Here is a 14712-nt window from a genome sequence, read left to right as displayed (position 1 = left end):
GATTATAAAAAATCATGACGAAACTTCAACGCAAACAAGAATTTAAAAAACAACTACAGTTAGGTAAAATGGCACTTAAAAACTATCGTTTTAAAGTGTCATTTTATCATTTTGAGAACGCTCATATTTTAGGACAAAAACATTGGTACAGACATACACTTTCTCATTACTGGATGTTAATACACGGAATTAAATCAAAAAATGTTAAAGAAATCTTTGGACAAATTACACGAATCTTAGCATCATTTATCTTTACTAACATATGGGTTCCTAAAGGAAATACCGGAGGCGTAAACATATCTCCTATCAAACCTATTCCTATAAGAAAAGAACTACAAAAATATTTTTTAAATTAAATGCATCTTTTTAAAGTTTTATAAGTCTACTATATGAAACATTAAAACAATAATAATATGAATTATAAAAATGAATGTACCTGTACTTGTGAAGGATGCAAAACTGGTAGTTGTAGTAATTGTACTTGTGAAAATTGCACATGCACAAACTGCAATTGTTAATTAATTTAATTTGTTAACTATCATTACGAGGCAATCATTTAAAAACTTCGTAATGACATTTTTTGTAACTTTATAAGATGACGACAAAACAAGTTTGGACAAAATATGCCGATGGTATTAAATACTTTATTCAAAGTAAAGTAAAAAACAATGATGTAACTGAAGACTTGCTACAAGATACTTTTATAAAAGTACACACCAAGCTGCACACCTTAAAAGACATCACCAAACTAAAACCTTGGATTTTCACCATAGCTCGTAATTCTATTATGGATTATTTTAAAAGCACCAATCAAACTTATGAATTGACTACTTTTGAAACAGAAACCAATATAGAAGAACACAAACACACAGAAAAAGATTGTTTACAAGGTATTTTACATAGCTTACCAAAAAAATACCGAGACCCCTTATTTTTATCGGATATCAAAGGGTTAAAACAACAAGAAGTCGCTCAACAACTCAACCAAAGTTTACCAACCACAAAATCACAAATTCAACGTGCTCGTAAACTAATTGCCCAAGGATTTATGGATTGTTGTGGGTTTGTTTTAAATGAAAATGGAAAATTAGTAGGTGAAATTCAAGATAAAGACGATTGTAAAGTTTGTAGTTGATTTTAGTAATTCTTAAATCAACTCCTTTTGTTTAATTCTTCTTGTAAGTTTTTTTCAATACTTTCAATTTCCTGAAGATAAAAAGAGTATTTATTAATTTCTTTCATATCTGAACTAACAGAAAAAGAACTTAGCTTTTCACGCACATTTGATAATCTCTCTATAGCTTCTTCTTGTTCCGAAAGTATCTTTTTATTTCTTTCTTTATAACCATTAATTTCCTTATTCTTTCTTTTACTAACAAAGAAAATTAAACCTACACCAAAAAACAAAACTGCCAAACTCAATAAACCAAAAATAAGACTAGTATTTTCTTGATTAGACAATTTCTTTTCAACTTGAACTTTTTCTATTATTAAATTAGAAATCTCTTTATCCTTTTCAGAATTCAAATAATCACTTCTACTAAGCTTCTCTGTTATATTAATATTTCTCGCTATTAAGTCTTCTTTTATAGCGAGATACTTTTTAAAATAATCTTCAGACTCTTTATTAATGTTGAGGTTAACAATTTCTTCTAAAGCTTTGGATTCAAGTTTTGAATCACTTATTTCTACAGCGTAATTATAAGCCCTAATTGCATGTAACCTTGCCAACTTATAGCTAGAAGTTTTTTTATGATAGTCGCTTATGTTTATATGAGTAGAAAATAACTCCTGAGCATTGCCAACTTTTTCCTTAATTGATAAAACTTCTTTATATGCTTTTAACACTCCATCAATTTTACCTAAAGCCAAATTACTAATTGCAATTCCTTCAATAAATTTGGCGTACATAGAAGGGTTTCTGAAAACTAAATCTTTAGTTAAACCAAATTTAAAACTTTTTATAGCTTCTTCATGTCTATTTTTTTTCTGATAATAAAACCCTTGATCTAACAACAAGCTATCTAAAGTTATTGTATTTTTTTTACCATTAAGTTTTTCAGAAGTAATTATCTGCTCTTGAGAAAAAGTAATATTGTAGGGTATTAAAAAGCAGATCAAATAAATCAATCTCATTTTCATAACATTTTTAGATTACAAAACTAAAGTAACACAATCTATCGTCTCTTCTTCTTAAAACCTTTATTTTTTCTTCTTGACGGTTTTTCTTTGCTCTTAAAAGTTACCGTATCGTCAAACGTATTTTTGGTTTTTCCTGCTTTATTTTTACGCCACGAAGTGTCTTCTGGAAGTAACTTTTTCAATAAATCAGTACGTCCAACTTTGTTTAACGTATCTTTAATCCATTGCTTATTTTCCTTTTTATACCAAAAGAAAAACTTGTGCTGATCTTCCTTCTCCTTTTTTGTTTTCGGAGTTTTAACTTCCTTCAACGTATACGGATGATATCCACTATAATAAATCACCGTAGCAACCGTCATAGGTGTTGGTGTAAACCCTTGTACTTGCTCTAACTGAAAGCCCATGTCTTTCGTTTCAGCAGCTAAGTTTGCCATGTCTTCTGCCTCACAAGCTGGGTGACTTGATATAAAATAAGGTATTAACTGAAGCTTTAATTTCTTTTTGATGTTGATACGATCAAAACGTTCTTTAAATAAATGAAAGTATTTAAACGACGGTTTACGCATCAATTTTAACACAGGATCAGAAGTATGTTCAGGTGCTACTTTCAATCGCCCAGAAACGTGTTTTGTCATCACCTCTTCTGTATAGGCATCTAACTCTTTAGGATCCGCATTTTTATTGAATTCAGGTACTAACATATCGTGTCGAATTCCGCTTCCAATAAATGATTTCTTCACCTTCGGGTGCGCATCTACAGCTTGATATAATTCAGTTAATGGTTTGTGTGAGGTATCTAAATTACTACAAATTACAGGTGAAATACACGACGGAGCAACACACTTATCGCAAATTGACTGAACCTTTCCTTGCATCTTATACATATTCGCCGAAGGTCCACCAATATCAGATAAATACCCTTTAAAGTCATCCATTTGGGCAACTTGATCTACTTCTCTTAACACAGATTCTTGACTACGACTAGCAATAAACTTTCCTTGGTGTGCCGAAATAGTACAAAAACTACAACCACCAAAACATCCACGGTGAATATTGATTGAAAACTTAATCATTTCAAACGCAGGAATTGGTCCTCGTTTATTGTACTTAGGGTGTGGCAATCGTGTGTATGGTAAATCGAATGAAGCATCAATTTCCTCTTCTGTCATTGTTGGAAATGGCGGATTAATCATCAACTTCTTTTTTCCAACCTGTTGAAAAATACGACGCGCATACAATTTGTTCGACTCCTGCTCTATCACTTTAAAATTAGAAGCGTAGGCTTTTTTATCCTTTAAACAAATTTCATGCGAGCTGATTTCTACATCATCCCAATTCTTGTTTTTTGGAACTCTCTCACCTTCCTCTAATAAAACAGCTGTTTGCTTAATGGTTTTTAAACTTGAAAACGGAACGCCTTTTTGCAACAACTCAACGATTTCTCGTAGAGGTTGCTCCCCCATTCCATACACCAACATATCTGCTTTAGAAGTTTCTAAAATAGTTGGTAGCAGTTTATCAGACCAATAATCGTAATGTGTAACACGACGCAACGAAGCTTCAATTCCTCCAATTAACACAGGAACATCAGGAAACTTTTCTTTTAAAATTTTAGAATATACCGAAGTAGCATAATCGGGTCTAAAACCCTTATCTCCGTTAGGGGTATACGCATCTTTATCACGACGACGTTTACTTGCGGTATAATTACTCACCATCGGATCCATACAACCACCAGTAACTGCAAAAAATAATCTTGGAGTTCCTAACTTCTCAAAATCTTGCAAATTGTCATGTACACTAGGTTGTGGTACAATGGCTACTCGTAAGCCGTAACTTTCTAAAATACGACCAATTACCGCAGGCCCAAATGATGGATGATCTACATATGCATCTCCACTGAATAGAATTACATCTAATTCATCCCATCCACGTAACTTAACCTCCTTATTTGTAGTAGGTAACCAATCTGAAACTCGTCTTATTCTCATGCCGTTGCAAAGATACAACGATTTATCATACAGTAGTCTACTTAAATTAGCTAAAGAAAATAATTAGTTTTGTTTATTGATTTCCTATATAAATAATTACAAATTTTATATTTGCAACTTTTTAAATAAATAAACCCTATAATTTCTATGAAAAAAATTACTTTAATATTACTTATATTATTAACATCAGTAACCTTTGCACAAGAGTTCAACATAACAAAAAGTGAAATTTTTAAAGATAAAAAGAAGCATAGTTTTTTATCTTTTTCTTTAGATGACGATCAAGGTGGTATTATAATTATTCGAAAATACCTAGCTGGATTTCCTATAAAAAAAACAAAAGGATATTATATTCAACACTTTGACAAAAACTTAACCCTTAAAAACGAGTATGACTACGAAGTAAGGAAGAATCGTATTGAAAATGCATTTGTTAAAAACGGAAAACTTTATTTAATCGAATTTGAGCGTAACAAAGAAAAAAAGGAGATTATATATAATGCTTTAATTTCTGACATTAATAATATTGAGTTTACCAAAAAAGAGCTCCTACACTTCTCAGAGAAAAACGTAAAAAACTACTTTAGTGTTGCTTTATTTCCTTTCTTTTTTGATAACGGAATCGACCAAATGGATGGTGACCACTTAGGTAATGTAATTATGTCTAAAAACAATAAATTCTTTGCTATCAATTTTGATTTTAAAGATAAAGAGAAAGAAACTCATAAAATCTTTGTTTTTAACAATGATCTTAAAATGATTTACGATAAACTCCTAGTTAAAGACATTAAAGATCGTTTATTTCAGTACAATAGTATTGAAGTTGATGATGAAAATGGTTCAGTTTACTTCTTAGGAAAATCTTATGAAAACAATAAAAGAAAAGCTAAAAAAAATGGAAAAGCAAATTATCATTTTGTCTTAACAAAAATTGACCATAATGATGAAAAAGAGGTGAGCTTTAAAAATCCTGATAAATTTATAGGAAGCTTATCTTTGGTGAAAAATAATGATAAATTAGCTTGTATAGGCTTTTATGGAAATAGAGATGAGGGAAGGTATAATGGAGTTTGTTTATTTAATTTAAATCCTATTTCTTTAAAATTAGAAACCAAAAAATTTAATCCTTTTTCTAAAACTTTTTTAAATGATAAATACGGTGATAGAGAAGGAAAAAAAAGTAGAAAACAGAAAAAAGGACTTACTGATATAAAATTTAAAAGTATCGAAGTAATGACTGATGGTGATTTAGTTATAAATGCCGAAGAAGACTATATAACCACCCATACAATGTCTGGACCAAATGGAGTAATGACAACAACAACAATTCAACATTATGACGATATTATTTCGTTTAGATTAGATAAAACAGGAGGTTTAAAATGGGCTAGAAATATTAACAAAGCTCAAACAGGTTATGATAATAGTTCTTTTACACCTTTATCAGTAAATAATAAAACATATTTTTTCATTAATTGTTCTGATAAATTAAAAAAGTTAAGAGACGATCGTATTCAATTTAAACAAACCTCTGCTAAAAACTCAAACTTGTATGCTATTTCAGTTAATGGTGATGGGGCTTATGAAATAAAAAAACTAATTGATAAAAAAGACTCAAAGGTTTATTACAAAGTAAATAATGGTATTGTTTCTAATAAAAGAAATGAAGTAATTCTTTTAGGAAAAAGAAATAAAGACTCTCAAGTACTTAAATTAAGTATCTAAAAAAAGCCGCTATAATAGCGGCTTTTTTTATCACTTTAAAAATTCATATTTTATTTCAACAACTTTAAAAATTCATTTCTAGGAATTTCACGAGCACCTAAACTTGCTAAATGGTGGTTATATACTTGACAGTCGATTAATTTATACCCACCTTTTTTAGCTAAATGAATAAATGCAACTTTGCTCATATTACTCACTTTACTAAACATACTCTCACCGCAAAACACACCATTTCCTAAATCTACCCCATATAAACCAGCTACTAATTTATCGTCTATCCAAACTTCTATAGATTTTGCATACCCTTTATCATGTAAGTTAATGTAAGCATCTTCCATTTCATCGGTAATCCACGTTCCTAATTGGTCAAAACGATTGATATACCTGCAATTAAAAATTACGTCATTAAAAGCTTTGTTTTCTGTAATGGTAAACTCTCCTTTTCGGAAAACTTTTTTCATCGATTTAGACACTTTTACTTCATCAGGAAACAATACCATACGTTCCCAAGGTGAATACCAAACAATAGGTTCATCTTCATTAAACCAAGGGAAAATTCCGCTTTTATAGGCTAGTTTTAATCGCTCAACACTTAGATCTCCACCAAAAGCCAAAACTCCATCTTCTGTAGCTAATTCTACCGGAGGGAACACCAATTCTTTTCCTAACCAAATCATCTAAAACAACAATAAACCTAATAAATAAACCACACTTCCCACTACCATAGCAATTAAAGTATATGGTAAAATTTCTTTTGCTTTTAACTTTGTAATTCCTAATAAGGGTAACGCCCAAAAAGGCTGCAACATATTGGTTATTTGATCGCCATATGCCAATGCCATTATCGCTTTGGGTAACGGAACTCCTAATTGCAACGCACTTTCTACGACGATAGGACCTTGCACAACCCATTGCCCTCCACCACTAGGCACAAAAATATTTACCAATCCTGCGCTAAAAAATGTAAATATTGGTAATGTGGTAGCAGTAGAAATAGACACAAAAAAATCAGAAATCAGCGTTACCATTCCCGCACTTTTCATAATTCCCATAATACCAAAATACAACGGAAACTGAATTAAAATTCCAGAAACATCACTTATAGATTCTCCTACTGCATTGGTAAACTTTTTAAAACTTCCGTGTAAAATAATCCCTAACCCTAACATAAAAAAGTTGATTAAGTTTGGGGTAATTTTTAACTGCTGAATATCTGTCCAATAGCGATACGAAAACGCTACTAAAATTAAAACTCCAAAAACAATAGCTAATAATTTAGAACTGTCTAACTTTTCGGCTTGTGTGCTGGCTTTCTCTTCTTTGTTTAATTGATATTCTGGCAAGTTAATTACAGTAGGTGTTGCTTTTTTTCCAAGGAAATAAAAGGTAGTTGTAACTACCAACAATACCGCTATAAAAATTATCAAATTCCACCAACTAAATACTGTTTCAGAATAAGAAATTAAATTCGGAATTTTAGCAAGTATTTCCTCCGAAGAAACCGATTGCATAATACTTTTTATATGTCCGCTTTCGTTAATCTTAATTGGTGCCGAACCAGAAATCCCCCCATGCCAAACCATCAAACCTACATAACCCGCAGCGCCAATAATTGGATAATTTAATTGGATGTTGTTTTTCTGTGCATGTTCAGCTACTTTACGTGCCAACAAAGCTCCAAAGATGAGTCCTAATCCCCAGTTAAAAAAAGCGACTAACATGGTTGTACAGCTCACGATAGCAGCACTTTTTGCTGTGTTAGTACAAAATTTTGTTACTTTTAAAATCAAATCACTCACAGGTTTACTTAATACCAATACGTGTCCTAACACCAAAATCAGCATCATTTGATAGGCAAAAACCAATAATCCGTTCGTCCAAATTCCGTTTTCCCAAAACTGCAATACTTCTAAAGAATAATTTAATACGGAAGCCTCTTCTGGTTTTGTAAACACCAAAGCTAGTAGTATGGTAACTAATGTTAGTAAAATAGCGATGGTAAAAGGAGAAGGTAAATATTTTTTGAAAACGCTTTCAATAACCTGAGTAATCTTCATAAAATTAAATTTGATTTGCTAAAATAATTAAATAGACTGAATCTTATTTTACCTAGTTTTGCAAAATGGTAAAAGAACTTCAATTACGTGTAAACTTAGTAGAAGAGCGTAAAGACAATGCTTTACAGCTTAAAGCTGCTAAAAAATTAGGAATTAATATTGCTGATATTACCAGCGTTAAGGTATTGCGTAAATCGATAGATGCGCGTAAAAAAGAAGTTGTTTTTAACTACAAGGTTGCTGTGTACATCAACGAACCTCAACCTGATACTTCGGAGTATATTTTTGAATACCAAGATGTATCGAATGCTAAAGAAGTTCATATTGTTGGATTTGGTCCTGCGGGTATGTACGCAGCACTCCGCTGTATCGAATTGGGTTATAAACCAATCGTTTTAGAACGTGGTAAAAATGTACAAGATCGTCGTAGAGATTTGCGTGCAATTAACCAATTTCATGAGGTGAATCCAGATTCTAATTATTGTTTTGGTGAAGGTGGAGCAGGAACCTATTCTGACGGAAAACTTTACACCCGAAGTTTAAAACGTGGCGATGTTCGTAAGATTTTTGAAAATTTAGTATATCACGGAGCTACTGAACAAATTTTAATCGATGCGCATCCGCATATTGGAACCAACAAACTTCCAAAAATTATTCAAAACATTCGTGAAACGATTTTAAAACACGGTGGTGAAATTCATTTTGAAACTCGTGTTACCGATTTTATCGTTAAAAACAACAAACTACAAGCCATACAGCTACAAAACGGAACTGAAATGACGGTAAATGCTGTAATTTTAGCTACTGGTCATTCCGCAAGAGATATTTACGAGCTGCTTCATAAAAAAGACATTTTACTAAAAGCAAAGTCGTTTGCAATGGGAGTTCGTGTAGAGCATCCACAAGAAATTATCGATCAAATTCAATATAGTTGTACTGGGCAACGTGATGAATTATTACCTGCTGCTGCGTATAGTTTGGTACATCAAGTAGGAAATCGTGGTGTGTATTCGTTTTGTATGTGCCCTGGTGGATTTATTGTTCCTGCGGCAACCTCTAACGGAGAAGTTGTGGTAAACGGAATGTCGCCATCACGTAGAAATAACAAGTTTGCAAACTCAGGAATTGTTGTTGAAATTAATGTTGATAAAGATTTACCGAAATATGAAAAATACGGAGTTTTAAAAGGCTTACAATATCAAAAAGATTTAGAAAAATTAGCCTTTAACGCAGGCGGAAGAAGTCAAGTTGCACCAGCGCAACGCTTAACTGATTTTGTTGAAGGTCGTTTATCAACATCTTTAAACGATTGTTCGTATCAACCAGGGTTAAATTCTTCACCATTACACTCATTACTTCCAAAATTAATAGGAAGCAGATTGCGTAAAGGTTTTGCAGCGTTCGGACAAAAAATGCACGGTTATTACACTGCTGAAGCTAATATTGTTGGGGTTGAATCTAGAACTTCCTCTCCTGTAAACATCCCAAGAAAAGAAGATTTAGAACATCCTCAAATTGAAGGTTTATTTCCTTGTGGTGAAGGTGGTGGTTATGCTGGAGGAATCATTTCTGCAGCTATGGATGGTGAACGTTGTGCCGAAGCAGCAGTTGCTAAGTTATAATTAACAATTAATTGTTAGTGTATTCTTTATTTACCTCGTATTTTTGCAGTTCCAAAAAACGTAAGTTTTTTTAAAATGAGTAAAAAAAACAAGAAAAATAAAAAGAAGATAGACAAACCTCACCACAAACGTTTGCATAATTATTACAAGCGTACGGGGTTTTATATGTTTATTTGGGAAAGTTTGAAAAAAGCTTTTTGGCCAATTGTAGGTGTAGTAATAGCATTAATATTGTTTAACAAATATGTATATAATATTAATGAAGGTTTACAAACCATGACCGAAACTTTTTCTAGAGTAGGAATTTTAATTACTTTCTTTATTTCAGAAACTATTTTAGGGTTAATTCCACCAGAAATTTTTATCGCTTGGTCTAAAAAAACAGCAACTCCTTTATTAAATTTATCAATACTAGCTACTTTGTCTTATTTAGGTGGTTTGTGTGCTTATTTTATAGGTAGAGCTTCGTTAAAAATTAATTCAGTAAAAAATTACTTAGAAGTTAAAATGGCTAAAAATCTTAAAAACACTAGTAAGTGGGGAGGTTTTTTAATTTTAGTAGGCGCTTTATTACCATTGCCTTTTGCTATTAGTTGTTTAACCGCTGGTATGATTAAATATCCTTTTAAAAATGTAGTTTTTGTAGGCTTATTCCGTTTTGTACGATTTGCTATTTATGCTTGGGCTATATTTTCTGTAGTAAACTAAAATAATTATGGGACTAAACAACAACGACATTTTTAAGAAGCTTCGCGTAGCACATAAATTAAGAGATACTGATATTATAGATATTTGTGCTTTGGTAGATTTTAAAGTATCTAAATCTGAAATCAACGCTATTTTTAGAAAAGAAGATCACCCGAAGTATATGGAGTGTGGTGATCAGTTTTTACGCAATTTTTTAAATGGATTGATCATTCATTTAAGAGGTCCGATGCCAGAAAAATAATACTCAATAAAAAAAACCTTCTGAAAAAATCAGAAGGTTTTTTATTTTCCCCTTAAATAATTCCTCACTCATTTACTGAATGATTATACTACAAATATATATGCTCATTTTGGTTTGATAAACGGGATACCCGCAATAAAAAATGCAACTTTCCGCAAAACAAAAAAAGAGCACAATTTTGTGTTCTTTTTAGTTATATTTATTTTTCTAAGATTTCTTAGAAAGGTAAATCATCTGGTTCGTTAGCCGATAAATCTGGGGCAGGCTCGAATTGATCTGCTGGTGGAATGTTTTGAGGTGCTCCTTGCGCTAAGTTTTCAATTCTCCATCCTTGAACAGAGTTAAAATATTTTGCTTCTCCTTGTGGGTTAATCCACTCTCTTCCTCTTAAATTAATAGAAACCTTTACGTCTTGCCCTACTTGGTAGTTGTTTAACAAATCACACTTATCTTGAATAAATTCAATTAAAATCATTTGCGGATATTGCTCATCTGTAGTTACTACCATATCACGCTTTCTAAATCCGTTAGACCCAAATGTTTGTGTCTCGTTAATTAATTTAATTTTCCCTATTACTTCCATTTCTAATCTATTTAATTAAAAGTACTTTCCAAGCACTTTCTACATCATTATTTTGTAAATACTCTTGTGCAAAAGTATGTTTTTTTTCAGTTGAAACACCCACAAAATGAGCATGTTCTTTTGCAAAGTTATTAACAGCCTCTTCGCTTGGTAATTGTTCTACATTACCTAACATTCCTAAATTGTTTCCTGTTAACACATTGCTATTTCTTATTTCAGCAGGAATTTGATCTACACCGATTCCTAAAGTACTTAAAGGCTTCGGAATTTCAAAAAAACCGTCTCTTGCTCTACTGTAATAACTTCCTCCTGCTCTTGCTACTAAATCTATTTTATGTTGATCAATACTTCCATCTTCAGCTAAAACAGCTTCATTAATATGTAGTTTTACAACTTCACAAACAATTAAATTTCCTGCTCCTCCTTCTTCTCCAGTATAAATAATATCTTTTACTTTACACTCAAACTGTACCGGAGATTCAGCAACTCTAAACGGTTTAACTTCATCAGAAGGCAACATGGTAAATCCTGCTTTTACAAACTCATTTACTCCTTTCGGATACATGGTACTACTCAACGACATTTGTTGCACAATGTCATAGTTTACAACATTTACAACAACCTCTTTAGTTTCTTCTGCGTTATCTAATGTATGTTTTGTTTTGTTATCTCGTACACTTCGTGCAGGCGAAAAAATCATAATTGGCGGATTCGCTCCAAACACATTAAAGAAACTAAACGGAGATAAATTCGGATTTCCATCAGCATCAATAGTACTTGCAAAAGCAATAGGTCTAGGAGCAACAGCTCCTAATAAATAACCATGTAGTTTTGCAGTTGGTATATCTTTAGGATTAATTGATAACATACTATAAAATTTTAGTGTAAATATACTACCTATTTATAAATTCAGTTATTCTTCAGAATAGTTTATATTTGATTGATGGCTTTTTTTAAAAACACGTATTGGATTAAGCGAATTGCTATTAGTATTTCTTTACTAATCGTTTTATTTATTCTATGGAACACCTACGTATTCTTTCAAAAATTTAAAGAAGATGAACGTGCTAAGATGGAAATTTATGCAACCGCAATTAAAGAAGTTGCTTCTAACCCTGATTTAAACGACAACTTTAACCTTGTAAACAAGGTTTACGAAACCATCGAAAATATTCCGACAATTTTAGTAGATGAAAACGGTGAAATAAAGCAGTTTCATAATTTAGATTCTATTAAATCGAAAGAACCTGAATATTTAAAGCAACAATTGGCGATTATGAAAAATCAAAATGAGCCAATTTTTCTTGAATACTTAAATATAAAGGAATATATCTATTACAGAAACTCCGATCTGTTGTACAAGCTTAAATATTATCCGCTTGCCTTAGTGTTAATTTTAGGGTTGTTTTTGACTATTATCTACATGGTTTACAAATCAAACAAAGTAGCAGAACAAAATAAACTTTGGACGGGTATGGCAAAAGAAACCGCGCACCAAATAGGAACTCCATTGTCTTCTTTGTTAGGATGGATAGCCATTTTACGAACCGAAAACATTAGTAGTAATTATGTTGATGAAATTGAAAAAGATGTGCATCGTTTAAATACCATAGCCAATCGTTTTTCTAAAATTGGATCGCTTCCAGAATTACATCCTCATAATATAGTTTCGATTACCAAAACTGCTTTCGATTATTTAGAAAACAGAAGTTCTAAACAAATTTCATTTGAGTTTTTTGCTGAAAAAGAAGAAATTATATGCGACCTAAACACCGAATTATACGGTTGGGTTATTGAAAACCTTATTAAAAATGCTATTGATGCAATGCTTGGTAAAGGAAGTGTTTCTTTAAAAATAACAGAAAACCATAAAGACGTTAGAATATTGGTTAGCGATACAGGTAAAGGAATACCAAAAGCTCAATTTTCACAAGTTTTTAACCCTGGATTTACAACCAAAAAACGTGGTTGGGGTTTAGGATTATCGCTTTCAAAACGCATTGTTGAAGATTACCACAAAGGAAAAATTCACGTACTAAAATCAGAATTAGGAAAAGGAACTACGTTTGAAATTTTATTAAAATTAAAATAGAAATTACCAGTTCTATTACTTAAAATTTTTAGCAATTCCCTTGGCTACAGCAATAAATTCCTCAGTTGTTAGCTTTTCTTTTTTCATAAACTGCATATCAGCCATTGAGTTAATGGGAATTAAATGTACATGTACATGCGGCACTTCTAAACCAATAACGCTCATTCCTACTCTATCGCACTGAACTGTTTTCTCTATCGCTTTTGCTACTCTGTACGAAAAAGACATTAGTCCCTCATATTCCTCTTTTGATAAATCGAACAACTTATTTTCCTCTCGTTTTGGAATTACCAATGTGTGTCCTTTTGCATTCGGATTAATATCTAAAAAAGCAAAATAATTATCATCTTCAGCAACCTTATAACACGGAATTTCTCCGTTTACTATTTTGGTAAAAATACTTGCCATGTTGTAAATGTTTAGTTTATTGTAAAAATAAAAAAAGCGTTGCTTACGCAACGCTTTCATAAAAACTATTTTTTTCGTTATCTAGAAATTTCAACAATTTCAAACTTCATAATTCCATTAGGAACTTGAATTTCTGCAACTTCACCTACTTTTTTACCTAACAACCCTTTTCCTATCGGAGAGTTAACAGATAACTTACCATTTCTAACATCACTTTCACTATCAGCAACTAAAGTATAAGTAAACTCCATTCCATTAGCAGTGTTCTTAATTTTAACTATCGAATGAATTAAAATTTTAGACGTATCTAACTGACTCTCATCAATTACACGAGCATTCGCTACTACGTTTTTTAATTTTGCTATTTTAGTTTCTAACAACGATTGTTCTTCTTTTGCTGCATGATATTCTGCATTTTCACTTAAATCTCCTTTATCACGAGCATCCGCAATTTCTTGAGAAACACGAGGTCTTTCAACCTGCTCTAAATGTGCTAATTCTTCTTTAAGTTTTTTTAATCCTTCTTCAGTATAATATGATACATTACTCATCTCTTCTCTTTTAAAAATCTACAAACTTCATTTTTTATAAACTTGTAATCTACTTTAGTAGAAGTTTATAAAAGTTAAAAATCTCACGCCGTAAGGAATGAGATTGTCTCACAAATGTACAAAATATTTGTAACTTCGTCACGTTATAATAACAACTCTGTACTAAAAAAATGAAAAAAATCTTTTACCTTTTTTTATTCTTAATCTGTTTTGGATGTGGCGATAACACCCCTGTAAACAATTGTTTTCCTGGTGTACAAATGAATTCAATTATCGATTTGTCTTTACCAGAATTTAGCGGATTATTAGTTGCTGGTGGAGATTCTAAAAATACGATTCAAGGTAGAAATGTTTTTATTTTTAGAACTGGAACATCAAGCTATAGAGCTTTTGACAGACAATGCCCTGAAAGAAACTGTAATTCTTTAATGACTTTTAACGGAGTAGAAATTATCTGTCCTTGTGATGATATTAAATACAATTATTTAGCTGATGGCGCTCCTAAAAGTGGAGAAGGTTGTAACGCTTTAATGTACTTTGTTACGCAAATAAACAGTTCACAATTAAGAATATCTCGTTAATAATATTCTAC

16 protein-coding genes are annotated in these 14712 nt (G+C 31.7%); 8 read left to right on the top strand and 8 right to left on the bottom strand.

Annotation, left to right across the window (positions count from 1 at the left end):
• Positions 1-14: 14 nt before the first annotated feature.
• Positions 15-356 carry a DUF3703 domain-containing protein gene (locus ACKTST_RS02890; protein WP_408046296.1) on the top strand — a complete coding sequence of 114 codons (342 nt, stop codon included), beginning with the start codon at positions 15-17 and terminating at the stop codon, positions 354-356.
• Between the two features lie 239 nt (positions 357-595).
• Complete coding sequence (locus ACKTST_RS02885; protein ID WP_408046295.1) at positions 596-1135, top strand: sigma-70 family RNA polymerase sigma factor; 540 nt, start codon at positions 596-598, stop codon at positions 1133-1135.
• A gap of 17 nt (positions 1136-1152) precedes the next feature.
• Here the strand turns inward: ACKTST_RS02885 and ACKTST_RS02880 are convergent, their stop codons facing one another.
• Both ACKTST_RS02880 and ACKTST_RS02875 read right to left on the bottom strand, forming a co-directional pair.
• Positions 1153-2136 carry a hypothetical protein gene (locus ACKTST_RS02880; RefSeq protein ID WP_408046294.1) on the bottom strand — a complete coding sequence of 328 codons (984 nt, stop codon included), beginning with the start codon at positions 2134-2136 and terminating at the stop codon, positions 1153-1155.
• 41 nt (positions 2137-2177) lie between these two features.
• Positions 2178-4133, bottom strand: a complete 1956-nt coding sequence (locus tag ACKTST_RS02875; protein WP_408046293.1) for a YgiQ family radical SAM protein — start codon at positions 4131-4133, stop codon at positions 2178-2180.
• A 147-nt stretch (positions 4134-4280) separates the two neighbouring features.
• Here ACKTST_RS02875 and ACKTST_RS02870 point away from each other — a divergent pair, with 147 nt between their 5' ends.
• Complete coding sequence (locus ACKTST_RS02870; protein WP_408046292.1) at positions 4281-5858, top strand: hypothetical protein; 1578 nt, start codon at positions 4281-4283, stop codon at positions 5856-5858.
• Between the two features lie 50 nt (positions 5859-5908).
• Here the strand turns inward: ACKTST_RS02870 and aat are convergent, their stop codons facing one another.
• Entirely contained in the window at positions 5909-6535 is a 627-nt protein-coding gene (gene aat, locus ACKTST_RS02865) for a leucyl/phenylalanyl-tRNA--protein transferase (protein ID WP_408046291.1), read from the bottom strand.
• Positions 6536-7915, bottom strand: a complete 1380-nt coding sequence (locus tag ACKTST_RS02860) for a short-chain fatty acid transporter (protein ID WP_408046290.1) — start codon at positions 7913-7915, stop codon at positions 6536-6538.
• A gap of 65 nt (positions 7916-7980) precedes the next feature.
• Between ACKTST_RS02860 and ACKTST_RS02855 the strand changes: the two genes are divergently transcribed.
• The 3 genes from ACKTST_RS02855 (at position 7981) to ACKTST_RS02845 (ending at position 10486) form a co-directional block, all read left to right on the top strand.
• Positions 7981-9537, top strand: a complete 1557-nt coding sequence (locus ACKTST_RS02855; protein WP_408046289.1) for an NAD(P)/FAD-dependent oxidoreductase — start codon at positions 7981-7983, stop codon at positions 9535-9537.
• A gap of 75 nt (positions 9538-9612) precedes the next feature.
• Positions 9613-10245, top strand: a complete 633-nt coding sequence (locus tag ACKTST_RS02850; protein WP_408046288.1) for a YqaA family protein — start codon at positions 9613-9615, stop codon at positions 10243-10245.
• 7 nt (positions 10246-10252) lie between these two features.
• Positions 10253-10486: a DUF1456 family protein gene (locus tag ACKTST_RS02845; protein ID WP_408046287.1), complete on the top strand. Its 234-nt coding sequence runs from the start codon at positions 10253-10255 to the stop codon at positions 10484-10486.
• A 217-nt stretch (positions 10487-10703) separates the two neighbouring features.
• Here the strand turns inward: ACKTST_RS02845 and ACKTST_RS02840 are convergent, their stop codons facing one another.
• Positions 10704-11069 (bottom strand): DUF3127 domain-containing protein, encoded by a 366-nt coding sequence (locus ACKTST_RS02840; protein ID WP_408046286.1) that lies wholly within the window; start codon positions 11067-11069, stop codon positions 10704-10706.
• 7 nt (positions 11070-11076) lie between these two features.
• A complete protein-coding gene (locus tag ACKTST_RS02835; RefSeq protein WP_408046285.1) occupies positions 11077-11937 on the bottom strand; it encodes a flavin reductase family protein in 861 nt (286 codons plus the stop codon).
• Between the two features lie 75 nt (positions 11938-12012).
• Between ACKTST_RS02835 and ACKTST_RS02830 the strand changes: the two genes are divergently transcribed.
• The gene (locus tag ACKTST_RS02830; RefSeq protein ID WP_408046284.1) at positions 12013-13161 is read left to right on the top strand and encodes a sensor histidine kinase; all 1149 of its coding nucleotides are present in this window, start codon (positions 12013-12015) and stop codon (positions 13159-13161) included.
• 15 nt (positions 13162-13176) lie between these two features.
• Here ACKTST_RS02830 and ACKTST_RS02825 read toward each other — a convergent pair whose 3' ends face one another.
• Positions 13177-13569, bottom strand: a complete 393-nt coding sequence (locus ACKTST_RS02825; protein WP_408046283.1) for an HIT family protein — start codon at positions 13567-13569, stop codon at positions 13177-13179.
• A gap of 77 nt (positions 13570-13646) precedes the next feature.
• Positions 13647-14120 (bottom strand): transcription elongation factor GreA, encoded by a 474-nt coding sequence (greA, locus tag ACKTST_RS02820; RefSeq protein ID WP_408046282.1) that lies wholly within the window; start codon positions 14118-14120, stop codon positions 13647-13649.
• 170 nt (positions 14121-14290) lie between these two features.
• Between greA and ACKTST_RS02815 the strand changes: the two genes are divergently transcribed.
• The gene (locus ACKTST_RS02815; RefSeq protein ID WP_408046281.1) at positions 14291-14701 is read left to right on the top strand and encodes a Rieske (2Fe-2S) protein; all 411 of its coding nucleotides are present in this window, start codon (positions 14291-14293) and stop codon (positions 14699-14701) included.
• Positions 14702-14712 lie beyond the last annotated feature (11 nt).

Source organism: Tenacibaculum crassostreae (assembly GCF_964512405.1).
In the GTDB taxonomy this organism is placed as follows: Bacteria; Bacteroidota; Bacteroidia; order Flavobacteriales; family Flavobacteriaceae; genus Polaribacter; species Polaribacter crassostreae.
The sequence above is the reverse complement of the archived record's forward strand: the minus strand, read 5'-3'. Positions and strand labels throughout refer to the sequence as shown.